18 protein-coding genes, 1 tRNA gene and 1 riboswitch are annotated in these 19,889 nt (G+C 54.1%); of the genes, 14 read left to right on the top strand and 5 right to left on the bottom strand.

Annotation, left to right across the window (positions count from 1 at the left end; translation table 11 throughout):
- Positions 1-3 precede the first annotated feature (3 nt).
- The 4 genes from HMPREF9473_RS25035 (at position 4) to HMPREF9473_RS25020 (ending at position 4,367) form a co-directional block, all read left to right on the top strand.
- Positions 4-537 carry a PTS sugar transporter subunit IIA gene (locus tag HMPREF9473_RS25035; RefSeq protein ID WP_138669761.1) on the top strand — a complete coding sequence of 178 codons (534 nt, stop codon included), beginning with the start codon at positions 4-6 and terminating at the stop codon, positions 535-537.
- Positions 538-555: 18 nt separating this feature from the next.
- Positions 556-1,386: a BglG family transcription antiterminator LicT gene (licT, locus tag HMPREF9473_RS25030; RefSeq protein WP_006783030.1), complete on the top strand. Its 831-nt coding sequence runs from the start codon at positions 556-558 to the stop codon at positions 1,384-1,386.
- 40 nt (positions 1,387-1,426) lie between these two features.
- The gene (locus HMPREF9473_RS25025) at positions 1,427-2,917 is read left to right on the top strand and encodes a PTS transporter subunit EIIC (protein WP_006783029.1); all 1,491 of its coding nucleotides are present in this window, start codon (positions 1,427-1,429) and stop codon (positions 2,915-2,917) included.
- Positions 2,918-3,056: 139 nt separating this feature from the next.
- A riboswitch (Fluoride riboswitch) is annotated at positions 3,057-3,128 on the top strand.
- A gap of 57 nt (positions 3,129-3,185) precedes the next feature.
- Positions 3,186-4,367, top strand: coding sequence for a cation:proton antiporter (locus HMPREF9473_RS25020; RefSeq protein ID WP_006783028.1), 1,182 nt, complete (start codon positions 3,186-3,188; stop codon positions 4,365-4,367).
- 4 nt (positions 4,368-4,371) lie between these two features.
- Here HMPREF9473_RS25020 and HMPREF9473_RS25015 read toward each other — a convergent pair whose 3' ends face one another.
- Both HMPREF9473_RS25015 and HMPREF9473_RS25010 read right to left on the bottom strand, forming a co-directional pair.
- Positions 4,372-5,142: a sulfite exporter TauE/SafE family protein gene (locus tag HMPREF9473_RS25015; RefSeq protein ID WP_006783027.1), complete on the bottom strand. Its 771-nt coding sequence runs from the start codon at positions 5,140-5,142 to the stop codon at positions 4,372-4,374.
- Positions 5,132-5,581: a MarR family winged helix-turn-helix transcriptional regulator gene (locus HMPREF9473_RS25010; RefSeq protein WP_006783026.1), complete on the bottom strand. Its 450-nt coding sequence runs from the start codon at positions 5,579-5,581 to the stop codon at positions 5,132-5,134. Before HMPREF9473_RS25010 ends, HMPREF9473_RS25015 begins: the two co-directional genes overlap by 11 nt.
- A 194-nt stretch (positions 5,582-5,775) precedes the next feature.
- On the opposite strand from HMPREF9473_RS25010, the gene HMPREF9473_RS25005 reads away from it, so the two are divergent.
- From HMPREF9473_RS25005 to brnQ, 3 genes are all read left to right on the top strand, one after another.
- Positions 5,776-5,849, top strand: a tRNA-Arg gene (locus HMPREF9473_RS25005).
- A gap of 122 nt (positions 5,850-5,971) precedes the next feature.
- On the top strand, positions 5,972-6,853 hold the full coding sequence (locus HMPREF9473_RS25000; protein WP_006783025.1) for a C40 family peptidase: 882 nt from the start codon (positions 5,972-5,974) through the stop codon (positions 6,851-6,853).
- Between the two features lie 32 nt (positions 6,854-6,885).
- Complete coding sequence (gene brnQ, locus HMPREF9473_RS24995; RefSeq protein WP_006783024.1) at positions 6,886-8,217, top strand: branched-chain amino acid transport system II carrier protein; 1,332 nt, start codon at positions 6,886-6,888, stop codon at positions 8,215-8,217.
- A gap of 77 nt (positions 8,218-8,294) precedes the next feature.
- Here the strand turns inward: brnQ and HMPREF9473_RS24990 are convergent, their stop codons facing one another.
- Genes HMPREF9473_RS24990 through HMPREF9473_RS24980 form a run of 3 tightly spaced genes read right to left on the bottom strand, consistent with a single transcriptional unit; the run spans position 8,295 to position 11,290 of the window.
- Positions 8,295-9,407, bottom strand: a complete 1,113-nt coding sequence (locus tag HMPREF9473_RS24990; RefSeq protein ID WP_006783023.1) for a 4-hydroxybutyrate dehydrogenase — start codon at positions 9,405-9,407, stop codon at positions 8,295-8,297.
- Positions 9,408-9,441: 34 nt separating this feature from the next.
- Positions 9,442-10,428: a transketolase family protein gene (locus tag HMPREF9473_RS24985; RefSeq protein ID WP_006783022.1), complete on the bottom strand. Its 987-nt coding sequence runs from the start codon at positions 10,426-10,428 to the stop codon at positions 9,442-9,444.
- Positions 10,421-11,290 carry a transketolase gene (locus tag HMPREF9473_RS24980; protein WP_006783021.1) on the bottom strand — a complete coding sequence of 290 codons (870 nt, stop codon included), beginning with the start codon at positions 11,288-11,290 and terminating at the stop codon, positions 10,421-10,423. Before HMPREF9473_RS24980 ends, HMPREF9473_RS24985 begins: the two co-directional genes overlap by 8 nt.
- 90 nt (positions 11,291-11,380) lie before the next feature.
- On the opposite strand from HMPREF9473_RS24980, the gene HMPREF9473_RS24975 reads away from it, so the two are divergent.
- From HMPREF9473_RS24975 to HMPREF9473_RS27155, 7 genes are all read left to right on the top strand, one after another.
- The gene (locus HMPREF9473_RS24975) at positions 11,381-13,102 is read left to right on the top strand and encodes a PucR family transcriptional regulator (RefSeq protein WP_207636812.1); all 1,722 of its coding nucleotides are present in this window, start codon (positions 11,381-11,383) and stop codon (positions 13,100-13,102) included.
- 71 nt (positions 13,103-13,173) lie between these two features.
- Positions 13,174-13,719: a M48 family metallopeptidase gene (locus HMPREF9473_RS24970; RefSeq protein WP_006783019.1), complete on the top strand. Its 546-nt coding sequence runs from the start codon at positions 13,174-13,176 to the stop codon at positions 13,717-13,719.
- The gene (locus tag HMPREF9473_RS24965) at positions 13,697-14,755 is read left to right on the top strand and encodes an MCP four helix bundle domain-containing protein (RefSeq protein ID WP_006783018.1); all 1,059 of its coding nucleotides are present in this window, start codon (positions 13,697-13,699) and stop codon (positions 14,753-14,755) included. The genes HMPREF9473_RS24970 and HMPREF9473_RS24965 overlap by 23 nt, the downstream gene beginning before the upstream one ends.
- A 24-nt stretch (positions 14,756-14,779) precedes the next feature.
- The gene (recJ, locus tag HMPREF9473_RS24960; protein WP_006783017.1) at positions 14,780-16,489 is read left to right on the top strand and encodes a single-stranded-DNA-specific exonuclease RecJ; all 1,710 of its coding nucleotides are present in this window, start codon (positions 14,780-14,782) and stop codon (positions 16,487-16,489) included.
- 55 nt (positions 16,490-16,544) lie between these two features.
- The gene (locus HMPREF9473_RS24955) at positions 16,545-17,651 is read left to right on the top strand and encodes a Gfo/Idh/MocA family protein (protein WP_006783016.1); all 1,107 of its coding nucleotides are present in this window, start codon (positions 16,545-16,547) and stop codon (positions 17,649-17,651) included.
- Positions 17,652-17,717: 66 nt separating this feature from the next.
- A complete protein-coding gene (gene glyA / locus HMPREF9473_RS24950; protein ID WP_006783015.1) occupies positions 17,718-18,965 on the top strand; it encodes a serine hydroxymethyltransferase in 1,248 nt (415 codons plus the stop codon).
- Between the two features lie 147 nt (positions 18,966-19,112).
- Entirely contained in the window at positions 19,113-19,880 is a 768-nt protein-coding gene (locus HMPREF9473_RS27155; protein ID WP_242830904.1) for a TraX family protein, read from the top strand.
- Positions 19,881-19,889 lie beyond the last annotated feature (9 nt).

Below are 19,889 nucleotides of genomic sequence, written 5' to 3'. Positions count from 1 at the left end.
TATATGGATGAGAATGGAGGTGATTTGATGGGCTTTTTGGATGGTTTGCTTAAGCGGAAAGAGAATTCTGCTGTGGAGCCGGTGGAGAAGCATGTGGTGATGAGTCCGGTTAAGGGACGGATGATTCCACTTCATGAGGTTTCTGACCCGGCATTTGCGGAGGGGATTCTGGGCGTGGGCGTGGCTGTGATTCCGGCGGAGGGCTGTGTGTATGCTCCGGTTGACGGGACGGTTGCGGCGGCATTTCCCACGGGACACGCAATTGGACTGATGAGTGATGACGGGATGGAAGTGTTAATCCATGTTGGCATTGACACGGTGACCATGAAGGGCGACGGCTTCAGCCTGAAGGTTGGACAGGGCGACAGGGTGACGAGAGGGCAGCTTCTCCTGACCTTTGAGCCGGAGAAGATTGAGGCGGCCGGCCACGAGACGACGACCATGGTGCTTGTATCAAACGCGGCGAATCTGGGTACCCTTGAAGTATTGTGCGAGGGTGATGTGGACGCCGGGCAGAAGCTGTATTGTTTGGGATAGGGGAGGAAGAGCACGAACTTGGAGATAATCAGGATTTATAACAACAATGTGATCGTGACCCATGACGAGGATGGCCAGGAGATGATTGCCATCGGCAAGGGGCTGGCATTTACGAAAAAGCCCGGCGAGACGGTGGACACGGAGAAAATCGAGAAGCTGTTTACGCTGAAGGATAAGGTTGTGATGGGGCGTCTGGAACAGCTGGTGAAGGATATGCCATCCATCTATCTGGAGATATGCGAGGAGATTGTCAGGATGCTGGAGGAGAAGCTGGACACGAAGCTGAACGAGAGCATTTACCTGACGCTGACCGACCATATCAGTCTGTCGCTGGAGCGGGAACGCGATGGCATTGTGTGTGAGAACCCACTGCTGGTGGATATCAAGCATTTCTACAAGAGGGAGTTTGGGCTGGCGAAGGACGCGGCGGTTATCATTGAGAGGAAGACGGGGGTGGCCATCTCGGAGGATGAGATTGGATTTATCACGCTTCATATTGTCAATGCGTCGATGGACCAGCAGTTCCATGTGACCATGGAGGCCACCCGGATGATACCGGATATTCTGGCGATTGTGGAGGACTGCTTTGGAAATATTATGGACGAGGAATCTCTGAATTATCAACGGTTTGTGCGGCATTTGCAATTCTTTATCCGAAGAGTGCTGGACCCTGCGGACCAGCCGAAGGATGACAGCTTTTTCTACAAGATTGGGAAAAAGCAGTTCCCGGAGGCTTATGCCTGTGTCAAAAAAATCAACCGTTATGTGAAAGAGCGGACGGGGAAAGACGTGACGAAAGACGAGCAGGGATATCTGATTTACCACATTATGAATGTTACGATGAAATAATGCAGATAATGGTTTTATAATCGAAAAAGGGGGAAATGAAATGTTTAAACAGTTACAGAAGTTGGGAAAGGCATTTATGCTTCCTATCGCTATTCTTCCGGCGGCAGGTCTGCTGTTGGGAATCGGCGGCGCGCTGTCCAACCCGAATACGGTGGCGGCTTATCCATTTTTAAATGTGTTCTTTTTGCAGGCGCTGTTCCAGATTATGAGCGCCGCGGGCAATGTTGTGTTTGCCAATCTGTCTATGATTATGTGTATTGGTCTGGCGGTTGGCCTGGCGAAGAAGGATAAGGGAACTGCCGGTCTGGCGGCGGCTGTGGCATTTCTGGTTATGAATGCTACGATTGGCGCATTTTTGACGGTGTTCAATCCGGAGGGAAGTGCGATTGATACCGGCGTTGTGGGGGCGATTGTGATTGGGTGTATGGTTACGTGGCTTCACGGGCGGTACCGCAATATTCAGCTTCCGCAGTTTTTGGGATTCTTTGGCGGGTCCAGATTTATTCCGATTGCATCTTCGTTTCTGGCGATTTTTGTGGGCGCGTTGTTCTACATTATCTGGCCTCCGTTCCAGGGGCTTTTGGTTAATGTGGGAACGGCCATTGCGGGAATGGGTGTGTTTGGAACCTTCCTGTATGGGTTCCTGATGCGTCTGTGCGGCGCGGTTGGACTGCACCATATGATTTACCCTATGTTCTGGTATACGGAGCTTGGCGGGACGGCTGTGGTGGCTGGAGAGACCATTGCCGGTGCGCAGAAGATTTTCTTTGCGGAGCTGGCTGACCCGAACTTTACGGGGATGTTTACGGCGGGGACGAGATTCTTTGCCGGACGTTTTGACACGATGATGTTTGGTCTTCCGGGAGCGGCGCTGGCGATGTACCACTGCGTGCCGAAGGGACGGCGGAAACTGGTAGGCGGTCTGTTGTTCTCGGCAGCGCTGACCTCGTTCCTGACCGGTATCACGGAGCCGCTGGAATTCATGTTCCTGTTTGTGGCACCGTGGCTGTATGTAGTTCATGCATTCTTGGATGGTGTGTCCTTTGCGATTGCGGATTTGCTGAGTGTCCGGATTGGTAATACGTTCTCAGGCGGATTTATTGACTTTACGCTGTTTGGTATCCTGCAGGGGAATGCGAAGACCCACTGGCTGTATGTGGTGGTTGTGGGCGTGTTCTGGTTTGCGCTTTACTACTTCCTGTTCCGTTTCCTGATTACGAAGTTCAATGTAGCGACACCTGGCCGGGAAAATGATGACGATGAGGTGAACGTGGAGACGAAGGGAACCATCGCGGAGTCGGCTGTGCGCGTGCTGGCGGCTCTGGGTGGAAAGGAGAACGTTGAGGATTGTGACGCATGTATCACACGGTTGAGAGTGGCGGTGCGTGACATTTCCAAGGTGGACAAGGAAGCCATTAAGGCCGAGGGCGCCGTGGCGGTTCTGGAAGTGAAGGGCGGAATCCAGGCGGTGTTTGGAGCGAAGGCGGATTTGATTAAGAATAAGATTAATGATATTCTTGGGGATGATTAAAGTATTTTGAGGGAAGTATCATGATATGGCGGCCCGGAACCGTATGCTGGTTCCGGGCCGCTGCTATGTGAGTTCCTTCCAAGAGTATTGTAAATGAAGGCGATGGGTTCTTGACATTATATTTTCATTCGTGTTAGAATGGGCGGGAGGGAATGAAGTTCTCCCGGGGGAAACCTGAACCGCTTTTTGAGCTGATGACTTCTGTGATATGATATCGCAGGCGCATCAGCTTTTTTGCTGCCTGCGGAGAGAAAAGGAGAGTAGAGAGATGTTATTGTCGCTGGCGTTGGTGTTTTTGTGTGGGATGTTGTTGGGGAGTTTGTTGGAGAAGATGGGGGTGCCCAGGCTGTTGGGGATGCTGGTTACGGGGATTTTGCTGGGGCCTTTTGGGCTGGACTTGCTGGATGGGAGTATTTTGGGGATATCGGGGGAGCTTCGGCAGATTGCGTTGATTATTATTCTGGCGCGGGCGGGACTGAATCTGGATGTGGAGGATTTGAGGAAGGTGGGGAGACCGGCGGTTTTGATGTGCTTTGTGCCGGCCTGCTTTGAAATTGTGGGGATGGTGCTGCTGGCTCCGGCTCTGCTGGGGCTGACCAGGCTGGAGGCGGCTGTCATGGGGACGGTGGTGGCGGCGGTGTCGCCTGCGGTGATTGTGCCCAGGATGCTGAAACTGATGGAGGAGGGCTATGGGAAGGAGAGGAGTATTCCTCAGATGATTATGGCCGGAGCCTCGGTGGATGATGTGTTTGTGATTGTGCTGTTTACGGCATTTGCGGGGCTGGAGAAGAGCGGGAGTCTGTCGGCTTTTGGATTTCTGGCGATACCGACCTCGATTGTGCTGGGGCTGGCCGGCGGTGTTCTGGTAGGACTGGCGCTTTCGGTGTTGTTTGAGAAGGTGCATATGAGGGACAGCAGCAAGGTGGTGCTGATGCTGTCGGTGGCATTTTTGCTGGTTACGCTGGAGCACAGCATGAATGGCGTGGTTGGATTTTCCGGACTGCTGGCGGTGATGGCCATGGGAGTGGCTCTCCAGCGGCGGAAATATGACGTTTCCAGACGTTTGTCCCAGAAGTTTTCCAAATTGTGGGTGGGAGCGGAGATTTTGTTGTTTGTGCTTGTCGGGGCTACGGTGAATGTGGGATATGCGTGGAAGGCCGGAGCGATGGCCGTGGTTTTGATTTTGGGCGTGCTGGTATTCCGGATAGCCGGAGTGTTCCTGTGCCTGGTGAAAACGCCGCTCAGCCGAAAAGAGCGCGTCTTCTCGGCTATGGCGTATCTTCCCAAGGCCACGGTGCAGGCAGCCATCGGCGGACTGCCGCTTTCTATGGGACTGGCCTGCGGGGATATCGTGTTGACGGTGGCGGTACTCTCGATTTTGATAACCGCTCCGCTGGGCGCGGCCCTGATTGATTGTAACTATAAAAAGCTGTTACAAAAGGCCGGTTAGATTCTTATGGCAGATAATTCACGGTCAGAATCGCGACGCCCAGCACTGCCAGAACCACGCCGGTGGCCCGGTTCAGGACGATGGGGCTGGTGCGGTTGGCGAAACGGGCGGCGATGCGGGCCCACAGCAATGTGGAGAGAACGCACATGCCCAGAATCATGATGTCGGGAGCGCCGCCGATGGTGAAGTGGCTGAGGGCTCCGGTCAGGGCGGTGAAGGTCATGATGAAAACGCTGGTGCCCACGGCGGTCTTTAGCTCATAGCCGAGAACGCTGGTGAGGATGAGCAGCATCATCATGCCGCCGCCGGCGCCGACGAAGCCGCAGATGAAGCCGACCATGATGCCGCAGACGATGGACTGGGTAATCCGTTTCTTTTTGCTGACGCCGGCCATGGACTCTTTGGTGGTCATCACCGGCTTGACAATGAATTTAATGCCGAGCAGCAGGGTCATGAAGACGGAGAAGCTGCCCATGGTGGTGCTTGGCACCAGGCTGGAGACCCAGCTGCCCACCAGGGTGAAGCAGAGAACCGCTACCATCATAATGCTGCCGTTGGGGATATCCAGGTTTTTGTTTTTGCCGTAGGTGTAGGCGCTTACGGCGCTGGCGAGCACATCGCTGGCCAGGGCGATGCCTACCGCCTCGTAAGGGTCAATATGTAAAAAGGTAATCAGCATGGGGCTGATGACGGCCGCCGCGCTCATGCCCGCAAATCCGGTTCCCAGTCCGGCTCCGATGCCGGCGATAAAACAGATGATAAATTCATAAACCATGTTTCTTTCCTCCTGCCAGTGCTGTCTGCACGTTGTCTGTTAATCGTTTTAAATTTTTTTCCATATTTGCTATCTGTTCGTCGCTGAAATTTTGAAACACGAGATTGGAAAATGCTTTCTGGGCCTTCAGCCCACCTGCTAAAATCTCCGCGGCTTTGTCCGTGACCTTCAGATGGATGGTCTTTCCGTTGCTGCCCTGGTAAAATTTCTCCAGATAACCCTGTTCTTCCAGTGTCTTGATGGAGGAAGAGACATGGGATTTGGTGAGATGCCTGATTTTGATGATGTCCGTGGCGGTATCATGGCCCGGGTGATTGTGCAGGAACAGCAGAATATCCAGCTCCATGCGGGTGATACCGTAATGCTCGCAGACCGGTTCCAGAAGCTGGTCGTAAAGCCGCCTGGTCAGTGAGATACAGGTCAGAAATTCAGTTGTCATGGTGTCCTCACTTTCTGTAAATATTGTTCTATTTAGAACTATATTGCATTATACCAGTTATTTCCGGTTTGTCAAGTGGTGGCAGAATCATGTGAGTACAGGCATAAAATTACGTACAAATAAATCTTGCAAAAATACTTGACATTTTCCCCATAGTTGTTATAATAATATAGTCGCTTGAATGAGCGGCGGATGTGTGTGTAGCTCAGCTGGATAGAGCACTTGGCTACGGACCAAGGTGTCGGGAGTTCGAATCTTCTCACGCACGTACAAAAAGCGTTATATCTGATTTTCAGATGTAGCGCTTTTTCTTTATAAAAAACACGGATTAGGAAAAACTATGTCTGAATAGATATAGTAGGGATAGAAGTGTGAAGGGATTGGGCAGTTGTGGTTGGAATTGTGAAGGAACCGGTGATTGCTGTCTATGAAGGGCCGTACACGGAGACGCTGACGAAGGATGGGCTGATGGTGTCGGCGATTGCGGATGAGGGCCTGTATGGGATGATATTTGGTGTGACGGGGGAGGACGAAGGCGGTTTTACGCCGGTGAAGACGTTCTACGGTTACACGGGGTATGTGAAGACGGAAGATATGCTTTGGATTCATGCGCGGGACGGAAAAGCCTGGGATGACTCCGGACTGATGGTGGCCGGTGGGAGATACACGGATGTGGTGTCGGCTCCCCGTGTGCAGGGAATCCGGTTTCAGAGTCTGTACCGGGGGAGTCTTGTCCGGGTGATAGAATTGGAATCCGAGGAACGAGGCTGGGCGAAGGTTGGCCTGGTGGACGGAAGCGTCGGTTATATGAGAAACCAGTACCTGTGGAAGAAGGAGTTTTCCCAGGCGGGGGCCTGGGAGCCGCGGCTGCCGCAGAAGGCGGTGGAGGAAACCTCTTTCCGGGAAGAGGTGGTGAAGCGGGCGGCTTCCTATCTGGGGGTGCAGTACCGCTGGGGCGGCCGCTCCACGGCGGGCGTTGACTGCTCGGGGCTGACCTCCGCCTGCTATATGCTGTGCGGGATTTTGATATACCGGGACGCGCGGATGGTGGAAGGATATCCGGTACACGAGATAGCGGCGTCGGAGATGAAACCAGGCGATTTACTGTATTTTCCGGGGCATATTGCCATGTATCTGGGAAATGGAAGCTATATTCACGCCACCGGGAGAGCGGGAAGCGGCGGCGTTGTGATCAACAGTCTGAATCCGTCGGCGGCAGATTACCGGTCGGATTTGGCGGACAGTCTGTATGCGGTGGGAAGCATATTTTGATGGAATGACGACAGAGGGAAAGGTAATACTACATGAGAAATCGTTTATCGGGTAAGAAACAATTGTTGGTGGGATTGACACTGTTCTCCATGTTTTTTGGAGCGGGGAACCTGATTTTTCCGCCATTTCTGGGAGTACAGGCGGGGAGCCACACCTGGATTGCCATGGCGGGATTTGCACTGAGCGCCATCGGCTTTCCGGTGCTTGGCGTGGTTGCGGTGGCCCGCTCGGGGGGCTTAGATGCCCTGGCGGGGCGGGTGCACCCGGTATTTGCATTTGTGTTTACGCTGCTAATCTATCTGTCCATTGGACCGTGCCTGGCGATTCCCAGGACGGCCAGCACCTCGTTTGAAATGGCGGTGGCGCCTTTTGTGCCGCAGACGGTGCTGGGGGGCGCCGGGGGACTGGGGACGGCGCAGCTGCTCTACTCGGCGGTATTTTTCCTGATTGCTCTTTTGCTGGCCCTAAAGCCGGACAAGCTGTCGGACCGTCTGGGGAAAATCCTGACGCCCTGTCTGCTGACGCTGATTCTTCTCATCTTTGTGGGCTGTGTGCTTCATCCCATTGGGGGATATGGAAGCGCGTCGGGGGCTTATGAGAGGAATCCCATGGTGAAGGGATTTCTGGAGGGGTATCTGACTATGGATACCATCGCGGCTCTGAACTTTGGAATCATTATTGCCCTGAATATTCAGGCCATGGGGGTGACGGAGGAGAAGGCGGTGGTGTCGGCCACGGTGAAGGCGGGGATTATCACGGGTATCGTGCTGATGGCGGTGTACAGCGCCCTGGCCCACATTGGGGCCATGACGGGTGAGACCTTTGGGGTGATGGAAAATGGTGCCCAGACGTTAAACCGGGTCGTGCAGTACCAGTTTGGAAATGCCGGCGCCGTGATTCTGGCGGCTATCTTTTTTATCGCCTGCCTGAATACCTGTGTGGGACTGCTCAGCTGCTGCAGCCGGTATTTCTGTACCATTGTTCCGAGGGTGGGGTACCGGACCTGGGTGTTCTTGTTCGCAGGAGCCAGTCTGGTGATATCAAACGCAGGGCTGAACCGGATTCTGGAGATATCGGTGCCGGTGCTGAATATGATTTACCCGGTGGCCATTGTGCTGATTGTGCTGGCATTTCTCCACCCGCTTATCCGGCGGTTCCGGCTGGTGTACCCGGTGTGCGCGCTGTTTACCGGGGGTATCAGCATCGGCTCGGAGATACCGGCGCTTGCCGGACTGATGGCGGGACTGCCGTTTTATGATTTGGGGCTTCAGTGGATTGTGCCTGCGGCGGTGGGCGGTATTCTGGGAGTGTTCCTGTCTTCTGTGTGGAAGAGGCGTGGGAGCGGGGAGCATTTTCCTGAATAATTGTGTAATAAGAGATAAATATAAAAAATCGGAGGATAATGGAGCAAACCATTGTTCTCCGATTTTTGGTTTCTTGATTAATAGACACGTCTATAAATTTCATACACCTGCTGGCGTGACAGGGGAACGAAGGTGTTGGACATCAGCCGTCCCTGCTCTGTCATGACGGAGTCGGTGAAGGTCTGAAGCTCTTCTTCGGTGACCCCGTATTCCTTCAGAGATTTCCTGGGCAGCAGGACATTCAACAGCCGCTCTAGTTCCTGGTAGATATCTTGTTCTTCACATCCGAGAATGGAAGCCATATGCCGGTTCAGTTTCTGAATCTGTCCGTCAGATTTTAACTCCATGTATTTCTCCATAACGCCGGTCAGCATGGCATAGTTGGCTTCACCGTGGGGGACGTGGCAGACGGCTCCAAGCGGATAACTCATGGCGTGGACCGCGCCGCATCCCGCATTGCCGAAGGCGATTCCGGCGTAGGTGCTGGCCAGAAGAAATTCCTCCAGATGTTCCAGTCTGGCGTCGGCTCCCCGGGCGGCAATCTCCTGGTATCCGTTCAGGATCATGGAGATGGCGCGGTAAGAGAACAGGCGCAGTGTCTCGTTGCTCCTGGGAGACAGACTGGATTCCATGGCATGAATCAGGGCATCGATGGAGCTGGTGGCAAAGAAGCGGAAGGGCAGGTGCTTCAAAAGCTCCGGAATCAGCACTGCCGCGTCCGCGTACATGCTGTCATGGGCCAGCCCTTTCTTGGTATTGCGGCGGGTCAGAGCCAGGATGGCGATATTGGTCATCTCGCTCCCTGTGCCGCAGGTGGTGGGCACCAGAATCAGCTCCCGGCTGCGGGTAATGGGCCGTTTCCCGTCATAGAGCTCCTCAATCGGCAGTATGGTGTCCAGCGCCAGAATCTTGGCGATATCGAGGATGGTTCCTCCGCCGATGGCAATGATTCTCCGGCACTGGGGATTCATATCGCCGGCAATGGCCTCCGCCATCACATCGGTGGGCTCCCCGGCCCCGTAGCGCTCCTGGTAAATCACGTCACAGTCCAAGTTCAGGGAGGCAAAGAACGGCTGATAGATAAATTCGTTGGTGAGAATCAAATCCCCTTTTCCTATCTGAAACTGGCCAGCGAATTCTACGCACTGTTGAAACCGGTATACCGTGGGGCGGACCATAAGTTCCTGCATAAGTAACATCTCCTTTTCGTATGTTTTCATGTAATCAGACATTCTGTCTGCGGTTGATGGCCCTCAAGGCCGCTTTTACGATGTCTTCCGGCATCATTTGAAACCGTTTCTTTAAATAGTCTACCGGACCCACTTCCCCGAAAGTGTCGTGCACGCCTAAGCGCTCTAAGGGGGCCGGACAATGCTCCGTCAAAACCTCGGAGACGGCGGAGCCGAGCCCGCCGATGATATTGTGATTTTCCACTGTCACGGCGGCTCCGGTTTTCTTCACGGAAGCAGTCACTCCTTCGGTATCCATGGGTTTGATGGTAAATGGATTCACAACCTCTGCCCGGATTCCCTGGGATGCCAGCATGTCAGCCGCTGTCAGGGCGTCCGCCACACAGATGCCGCCGGCAAAAATGCTGACGTCAGAGCCTTCCCGCAGCGTCACCGCTTTTCCGAAGGAGAAGACGGAACCCTCCTCATATATTTTCACAGCCTGCTTTCGCAGAAGCCGGATATAGAAATTGCCTGGGGTATTGGCGGCCTGGCGCAGCACATCAGCCAGCATGGCATTGTCGACCGGCTCCACAATGGTGATGCCGGGAATGCTGCGCATGATGGCGCAGTCTTCCAGCGCCATATGGGTGCCGCCATTGTAGGCCGCCGTGATACCCGGGTCACTGCCAATCATTTTCACATTCAGTTCCGCATAGGCGCAGGACATAAATACCTGGTCCGCCACTCTTCGTGAAGCGAAGCAGCCAAAGGTATGGGTAAAGGGTATCAGCCCCACCGCTGACATTCCGGCGGCGGTTCCGATCATGTTGGCCTCCTGGATACCGCAGTTGAAGGAGCGCTCCGGGTATGCCCTGGCGAAGGGGACGGTTCCGATGGAATTCATCAAATCCGCATCCAGAATGACAATGCGCCCGTCCTGGCCGGCCAACTCCATCAGGGTGTCCGCATACACATCCCGCATGGCTTTCGTCTCTGTCACTGGCTTACCGGCTATCCTGATTTTATCCTGTTCAAACATGGCCGTGCGCCTCCTTTTCCATTAAAATTTCCAGTGCGTTTATTTTTTTATCCAGAACCGCCATAGCATCGTCTAACTGCTCGGTGGTGAAGGTCATATGGTGGTTGTAGAGCACGCCTTCCGCGAAGGAACAGTCTTTGGCTTTTATGGTGTTGAGCAGGATGACGGATGGCTGTTCCTTCACCTGACGGCAGTCTGACAGGGCCCTCCAGATGGCCATGGTGTCATGTCCGTCAATGTTAAATACATTCCACCCGAAGGCTCTGAACTTGTCCTCCAGATTCCCCAGGGAGCAGATATCATCCAGATACCCGTCCAGTTGTTTTTTGTTGTAGTCTACCAGCATGGTTAAGTTGTCCAGTTTGTGCTGGGCGGCAAACATGGCGGCCTCCCACACCTGGCCCTCCTGACATTCCCCGTCTCCCGTAATCAGATAGACACGGTTGTCTCTGTTTTGTACCTTACATCCCGCCGCCATACCCATAGCCAGGGAGACGCCCTGTCCCAGAGAGCCTGTGGTCATGTCGACACCGGGAGTCAGAAGACGGTTGCAGTGGCTGGGAATGGTGGTTCCCGGCATGTTCATGGTTTCCAAAAGCTCCATGGGAAAATAACCTTTCACGGCCAGAGCCGCATATAGTCCCGGTCCGGAATGTCCTTTGCTGTATACCATAAAATCCCGGTTTTCGTCAGCGGGCGCGGCCGGGTCAATCTTCATGATACCGCCGTATAAGACGGCCAGCGCATCGCTGATGGAGAGACTTCCACCCAGATGACCGAACCCCAGGTGATAAAAACTGTATAGAACGGTTCTTCTGATTCTGGCCGCCAGCAAATCCAGTTCAGCCTTTAATGGATTCATAATATACCCCCTATTCTTATCTTGGTCTAGCTATCACGGTCATCATAAAAGGAAACAGGAAAAAAGTCATTGACCAAACGTATAAATAAATTGTATGATACGGATAAGTACACGAAAGAAGAAGGGGGAAGAGGGATGCCGTACACACTGAGGGAAATGATGCGGACGGGACCGTTTCAGGAATTACAGGTGATTGCCGGGAAAGAGGGACTGGATAATCCTATCCGGTATGTGGGGGTGCTGGAGGCGCCGGATTCCGTGGATTTTGTGAAGGAGTATGAGTTTGTGCTGACCACCGGCTATGTGTTCTCCAATCAGACGGAGCGGATGATGGAAATGATACGAAAGCTCCATGAGCACGGGGCGGCGGCGCTGGGAATCAAGATGTTTCGCTACGTTCAGACCATCCCGGAGGAGGCCAAAAAGCTGGCGGACGAATATCGGTTTCCCATCTTTTTTATTCCCAACAAATATTCCTGGCACGAGTTGATTCTTCCCATGATATTAAATATCTCCGCCACCGGTTCGGAGGAAGGTGTCTTCTATCAGGACTATGACCAGTTGATTTACGGGATGCAGCATTCCCAGACGATCTATGATTTCATCAGCCGTGCCGGGGAACTGCTTCAAAAACCGCTGTTATTGCTCAACCGGATGACGGGGGACATGCTGCAATATCCATCGGATTATCAGCTGCCGGTTAGAGAGGCCGGGCAGTGGCTGAAGCTGCTGGCGGACGGACAGGGGCGGCTGCTTCAGAATGGAAAGGTCCGTTACTGCCGGCCACGGGCGGCAGTGGCAGATGAGTCGGCAGATGGTGGAGGACGGGAACGGGAGAGGGGGTTCCTGGCGGACAGTCTGACGGGCTTTCTGGCGATGGAGCTTCAGATGCCGGAATACCAGTATCTGATTTTGTGGGATAGTCCGGAGCCTGGCAATATCAATCAGTTTAATTATCTGGTCTATTCCCTGATGCTGGTCAGCGAATCCATGCAGAACCGGCGGAGGATGCAGAAAAATCTGATACTTCAAAAGGGGCTGGACCTCCAGGGGATTTTTCTGGAGAACCGGCCGGAGGAGAGCCGGATGGAAGCCATGGGAGTGGCCTTTGGGGAGACCTCTGCCTGGACACCCGCCCTGGTGCGTTTTGCCGGAAAGGATGGCAGAATGGAGGAGAGAATCAGTATTTATAACCCGGTGGTGGTGCGTCTGCTGGAGCAGTTGTCGCAAAAGCGGGGGATTCATGGGTTTACCGACAAGGAGGGGCGGCTGCACCTGCTCATTTTGCTGGGGGACAATACATGGAAGGCGCGGGAGCTGCTGGCCGCCAGCCGGAAAATCTGCGCGGGGGTGATGAAAACCGTTCAGGGATATTTCCCGGATTTGACGGTGCAGATGACGGTTGGACGCTGGGGGAGCGGATGGGAAGGCGTGAAAATCCGCCATGAGGAGCTTTGTCATACCGTGGAGTCCGGGAAGAGTCAATCTGTGGAGGCGGGACTGCTCCACATTCACGATATGGGAATGGGGGTATTTCTGGCCAATCCCCAGGTGAGAACGTATCTGGATGAGTTTCTGGAGGAATATTTTGAGCCGCTGGAGGAACTGGGGCCGGAGGTACGGGAGCATGTGGTGGAGGCGGTGGATACTTACATCAGGGCTGGCTTTAATACCAGGGAGGCCGCCAGACTTCTTGATGTGCACCACAACACGGTGCGGAACCGGCTGGAACAGTTTGTGACACTGACGGGACTGGATTTGAAGCAGAGTGAGGATTTACTGATGCTTCTCATCTATTTGCAAAATCGGTAAATGCATTCTTGTTTCTTCAGAGAATATTAGCTATAATGGGAGACAAAGGTTTTACACAGGGAGATAGGAAAATGACAGATGAGATACCTTTTTCGATTGTCCATTCCAGGCGGAAAACCATGGCGATCCAGGTGACGCGGGATGGGCGGGTGGTGGTGCGCTGTCCCATGAGGGTGTCTGACGGGGCGGCCAGGGCATTTGCGAAAAGCCACGAGGAATGGATAGAGAAGCATTACCGGGAAGCCAGGGAGCGGCTGGAACGCCAGGTTTCCTATCCGCCGCAGCAGGTGAAGGAATACCGGCGGCAGGCGGCGAAGACGCTGGCGGAACGGACGGCCTACTGGGCGGAGCGGATGGGCGTGACCTACGGGCGCATCACCATCCGGGAGCAGGTGACCCGGTGGGGGAGCTGCAGCGCGAAGGGAAATTTGAATTATAACTGGAAGCTGATTCTGGTTCCGGAGGAATTACTTGATTATGTGGTGGTCCATGAGCTGGCCCACCGCAGGGAGATGAATCACTCCAACCGGTTTTGGGAGATTGTGGAAAAAGAATTGCCGGATTACAGGCAGAGGAGAAAGGCGTTAAAGGGCTATGAAGATAAAATCAATTCATGATGTGAAGATAAAGACGAAGCTGATTGTGCTGGGAGCGGTCAGCATTGTAGGGCTGGTGGTGATAGGCGGGGAGTCGGTGTATACGGCCAGGTATTTGAACCAGGCCAGCACGGATATATCCCAGGCGTGGCTTCCTTCGGTGATTATTGCGGAGGAGTTAAACACAGCCATGGCGGACTACCGGCTTCAGGAGAATTATCATGTGATAGCCAGGGACGAGGCCAGCATGGACGAGGCGGAGCAGGAGATATTCCGGATGCGCCAGGAGATTGACGCCGATTTTGCGAAGTATGAGGATTATATCACCAACGAAGAGGATGAGCGGCTGATGAATGAGGCCAAAGATGTCTGGGAGCGCTATCTGGAATGCAGTGACAGACTGCTGGAGGTGAGCCGGAACAACCGGACGGGGGAAGCCCAGGTGTTGATTCAGGAGGAGTCCCAGCAGCTGTTTGATGAGGCCAGCGCCTTGTTTTTGAAGGTGGTGGAGTTCAACAAGCAGGGGGCGGAGGCGGCCAGCATGTACGGGGACAGACTGTATGCAAGGCTGACGGCCACCAAGGCGCTGACCATCGGGCTGACGGGGGCGTTTATTGCGCTGCTGATCATCTACATTCTGCGGTCCATTGAGAAGCCGGTGAAGAAGATTGTGGAGACCACCAGGCGGGTGTCCAACGGAGATTTGGATGTGCGGCTGGATTACAAGTCGGAGGACGAAATCGGCGTGCTGACGGACTCCATGAATGCGCTGATTGAGCGGCTGAACGACATTATCAAGGATGAAAAGCACCTGCTTCAGGAGATTGGCAATGAGAATTATCATGCCGAGTCGGAGTGCCAGCAGGCTTACCGGGGGGATTTTGCACCGATTCTGTATTCGATTACCAGTCTGCAGAGCCGGCTGGAGCGCTCCTCCCTGAATAAGAAGAAACGGAACGCGAAACCGACAAAAAGAGCCGTCATCGAGCGGATTGAGCCGAAGGTGGCGCCGGAGGAAGCGGAAAAACTGGAGACACTGGACGGCATAGACAGTTAGAAAAGCAGAGGATAGACGGGATACATGACGACAAAATGGATGATGTACGCCAAGAAGGCGGATTTTAATGGAATTGGTAAGCAGTACGGCATATCGCCGGTGACGGCACGGATTATCCGGAACCGGGATGTGGTGGGGGATGAGGCGCTGACGCGTTATTTAAGAGGGACGCTGAAAGATTTGTATTCGCCTCATCTGCTGTTACATATGGATGATGCGGTGGCTCTGCTGTCAGAGAAGATACAGGGCGGCAGCGCTGTCCGGATTGTGGGGGATTATGATATCGACGGCGTCTGTTCGACCTATCTGCTGTACCGGGCGCTGAAACGGGTTGGCGCGAAGGTGGACTATGAGATTCCGGACCGGGTGAAGGACGGGTATGGAATCAATGAGCAGATCATCGAGGCCGCGGCGGCAGACGGTGTGGACACGGTGCTGACCTGTGACAACGGAATCGCGGCGGTGTCCCAGATTGCCAGGGCGAAGGAACTGGGGATGACGGTGATTGTCACGGACCACCATGACATTCTCTGCGAGGATGGGAAGGAAATGGTGCCTCCGGCCGACGTGATTGTGAATCCCAAGCAGGCGGCCTGCCAATATCCGTGGAAGCAAATCTGCGGGGCGGTGGTGGCCTGGAAGCTGGTGCAGGCGCTCTATGAGCGGTTTGGCGTGCCGGCGGCGGAATGGGAAGAGATGATTGAGTTTGCGGCCATCGCCACGGTGGGGGACGTGATGCGTCTCCAGGATGAGAACCGGATTATTGTGAAAGAGGGACTCCGCCGGGTGTGCCGGACGAAGAGCGTGGGGCTGAAAAAGCTGGTGGAGAAGAACAATCTGGACATTTGCCATCTCAGCGCCTACCATATCGGGTTTGTGATTGGGCCTTGTCTCAATGCCGGCGGACGGCTTCAGACAGCCAAGCTGGCGCTGTCCATGCTGCTGTGTGAGGACGAGGCGGAAGCGGACCGGATGGCCCAGGAACTGAAGGAGTTAAATGACACCAGAAAAACTATGACCCAGGAGGGGATTGACGCGGCGGCCCTGCTGGTGGAAGAGAAGTATATGCAGGATAAGGTTCTGGTGGTTTATCTGCCGGACTGCCATGAGTCGCTGGCGGGAATCATTGCCGGGCGGCTGAGGGAGCGGTATCACAAGCCGTCGCTGGTGCTGACAAGGGCGGAAGACGGGGTGAAGGGCTCCGGCCGCTCGATTGAAGGGTATCATATGTTTGAGGCGCTGGTGGAGGTGAAGCATCTGCTGACGAAGTTTGGCGGCCATCCCATGGCGGCGGGACTGTCGCTTCGCGAGGAGGATGTGGAGCAGCTGCGGCTGGAGTTAAACCGGAATGCCAGACTGACGGAGGAGGATTTTATTCCCAAGGTTTGGATTGACGTTCCCATGCCGATTGAGTATATCTCGGAGCCGCTGATTGGGGAACTGGAGCTTTTGGAGCCGTTTGGACAGGGCAATGAGAAGCCGCAGTTTGCCCAGAAGCATTTACATATCAGGAGCACACGGGTGCTGGGAAAGAACCGGAACGCGGTGAAGCTGTCCCTGGTCTCGGAGAGCGGGACGGCCATGGACGGCATGGTGTTCGGCAACGGGGATGAGTTCGTGGAGGAGATGGGACAGCACCGGGTGATGGATATTATCTACTATCCGACCATCAATGAATATAATGGAAACCGGAATTTTCAGATTGTGATTAAGGAATATCAGTTTGTGGAGTGAGATGTGGAGTGAGATGTGGCGTGAGCTGCGAGGCTGACAGAGCGGGAGAGTTGATATGGAACAGGTGAGAGCGGTTGTGATTGGATTTGGCGGCATGGGGCGGCAGTACGCCCAGCTGGTTCGGGACGGGGAGATTGCGGGAATGCGTCTGACCGGAATCTGCTGCCGGAATGAGAAGGGGCAGGCGGTTATCCGGGAGGAGTACCCGGGGGTGGCTGTCTACACGGATGTGGACGATACCTTTGCCCACGAGAAGGAGTTTGACGCGGTGATTGTGGTGACGCCCCATGCCACCCATGTGGAGATTGGGAAAAGGGCGTTTGCGGCGGGAAAGCACGTGCTGTGCGACAAGCCGGCCGGGGTGTCCGTGAAGGAAGTGGAAGGACTGCTGGCGGAGGCCAGACGGGCGGGAACGTCGTTTGCCATGATGTTCAACTGCCGGGTGGCGCCGTCATTTGCGAAGGCGAAGGAGATTGTGGCGGCCGGGGGCCTTGGCACCGTCACCAGGGCGGTGTGGGTGTGCAACAACTGGTTCCGGACCACCTGCTATCACAAGTCGGCTCCCTGGCGGAGCAGCTGGGCGGGAGAGCACGGCGGGCTGCTGATTAACCAGTGCCAGCACTATCTGGATTTGTGGCAGTGGATTCTGGGGATGCCGGATCAGCTGGACGCTTCTATCGATTTTGGGAAATACAATGATTTTGACGTGGATGACAGCGTGGATATCCGTTTTCTGTATGACAGCGGCCTGCGGGGCAGCTTTATCAGCGCCAGCGGGGAGAATCCGGGCGTCAACCGGTTTGAGATATGGGGAACGAAGGGGATGATTTCCATCGAGGGCAATGAGAAGCTGACGCTCCGGGAAAATGTGATGGAGACCACCCGGTTCCAGAAGGAGAACACGGAAATCTATGGGACGCTTGCGTACACCACGGAGGAGATGTGTCTCCCCCAGGAGGACAATGCCTACCGGCTGATGCTTCAGAATTTTGCAGACCACCTGTTAAACGGCGCACCGTTAATTGCGCCGGGGGAGGAAGGTCTCAAGAGCGTGGAGCTTGCCAATGCCTCCTATCTGTCCGCCTGGACGGAAGAAAAAGTGGCTCTGCCCATCGACAGAAACGTGTATGAGCAGATGCTTCGGACAAAAGCAGGGGAATGACTTGACACTCATGTTCAAGATGTTCTATAATCACCAAAAACAATACAGGGAAGAAGGAGCGAAATCATGGTTAATGAAGTAATGAAATTTATCACCAGCTATGACAAGGAAGTGGGCGGGGCCATTGAGGCGGAGTGCGCGAGACAGAGACGGAATCTGGAGCTGATTGCCTCCGAGAATATTGTATCGGAGCCGGTTATGATGGCGATGGGCACCGTGCTGACCAACAAGTATGCGGAAGGGTATTCAGGCAAACGTTACTACGGTGGCTGTGAGTGTGTGGATGTGGTGGAGACACTGGCCATCAACCGCGCCAAAGAACTGTTTGGCTGTGATTACGCCAATGTGCAGCCCCATTCCGGCGCACAGGCCAATATGGCGGTGTTTGTAGCCATGTTAAAGCCGGGCGACACGGTGATGGGCATGAACCTTGACCATGGCGGCCATCTGACCCATGGAAGCCCTGTGAACTTCTCCGGACTGTATTTTAATATCGTTCCTTACGGGGTAAATGACGAAGGATATATTGACTATGACGAGCTGGAGCGAATCGCTGTGGAATCCAAACCGAAGCTGATTATTGCCGGGGCCAGCGCTTACGCCAGGGAGATTGATTTCAAACGCTTCCGTGAGGTGGCGGACAAGGTGGGCGCTTACCTGATGGTGGATATGGCCCATATTGCGGGTCTGGTGGCAGCAGGCCAGCACCCAAGCCCCATTCCCTATGCCCATGTGGTGACAACCACCACCCACAAGACCCTGCGGGGGCCAAGAGGCGGTATGATTCTGGCCAACCAGGAGGCTGCTGACAAATTTAACTTCAATAAAGCAATCTTCCCGGGAACCCAGGGCGGTCCGCTGGAGCATGTGATTGCCGGCAAGGCTGTCTGCTTCGGGGAGGCATTGAAGCCGGAATTCAAGACCTACCAGGAGCAGGTAGTGAAGAACGCCAAGGCTCTTGCGGAGGCGCTGAAAAAGCAGGGCTTCAAGCTGCTCACCGACGGCACTGACAACCATCTGATGCTGATTGACCTGCGGGGCATGGATGTGTCCGGCAAGGAGCTTCAGAACCGCTGTGACGAGGTTTATATCACACTGAACAAGAACACGGTGCCAAACGATCCGAGAAGCCCGTTTGTGACCTCCGGCGTCCGTGTGGGAACTCCGGCCATCACTTCCCGCGGCTTAAAGGAAGAGGACATGGAGAAAATCGCGGAGTGCATCTGGCTGGCGGCAACGGATTTCGAGGCGAAAGCCGATTACATCCGCAGCGAGGTGACAAAGATTTGTGATAAGTATCCGATTTACCAGTAGGATACGCAGCTTGTATATGGGGACCCGGTTCCGGTTGATGGAGCCGGGTTCTTTTTGGGTAAAAAATCAGGAAGAATGTGGATGAACCCATGAAATCCTTGCGTTATTGTGGAAAAAGAAATAGAATAGAAGAAAAGAAAGTTGAGAATGTTTGATATGAGTACATTTGCCCTCAAAATGCTGGCGGTTATTTTTATGTTCATAGACCATATCGGTCTTTATTTTCCGGGAGCGCCTATCTGGTTTCGGTGGATAGGGAGAATCTCTTACCCGCTGTTTTTATTCTGTATGGTCTGGGGATATCATTATACGAGAAACAGAAAGGTTTATCTGATTCGGATGTATCTGATGAGCCTGTTTATGACGGGATTCGCCCTGGCGGTGGACCACTTTTTCCCGACGGACGGATTCGGCTACGGGTTCCACAATATTTTCGCCAGCATGTTCCTGGTGGGAGTGATTATCAGCATCATCGAGCTGTTTCTGAAGGACAAGAAGAAGGGGCTGCTGGCGCTGGGAGGCCTGTTTGCGCTTCAGATTCTGTATTATATGGCGCCGAATTTTGTGCCGGCGCTGCGCTATGTCAGCGGTGATGTGCGGACGGGCATTATCCCCAATCTTTATCTGAATGAGTATGGGATGGAGTTCATCGTCCTGGGTGTGCTCATGTACTTTCTGAGGGAGAAGAAGGACTGGCTGGCCGTCGTGTATCTGCTGTTTTGTATCGGCCAGTTCAGTTTCGAGATGATGGTGGAGCCGCCGTCCATTCAGTGGATGATGGCGCTGGCGCTGCCGTTTATGCTCTCCTACAACAACAAGAAGGGACCGGGGCTTAAGTATTTCTTTTATGTGTTCTATCCGGCCCACACCTTCCTGCTGTTTTATTTAGCAAATTTTGTGTTCGCACAGAAATAAGGAGCAGAT

Source organism: Hungatella hathewayi WAL-18680, from assembly GCF_000235505.1.
GTDB lineage: Bacteria > Bacillota > Clostridia > Lachnospirales > Lachnospiraceae > Hungatella_A > Hungatella_A hathewayi_A.
The sequence above is the reverse complement of the archived record's forward strand: the minus strand, read 5'-3'. Positions and strand labels throughout refer to the sequence as shown.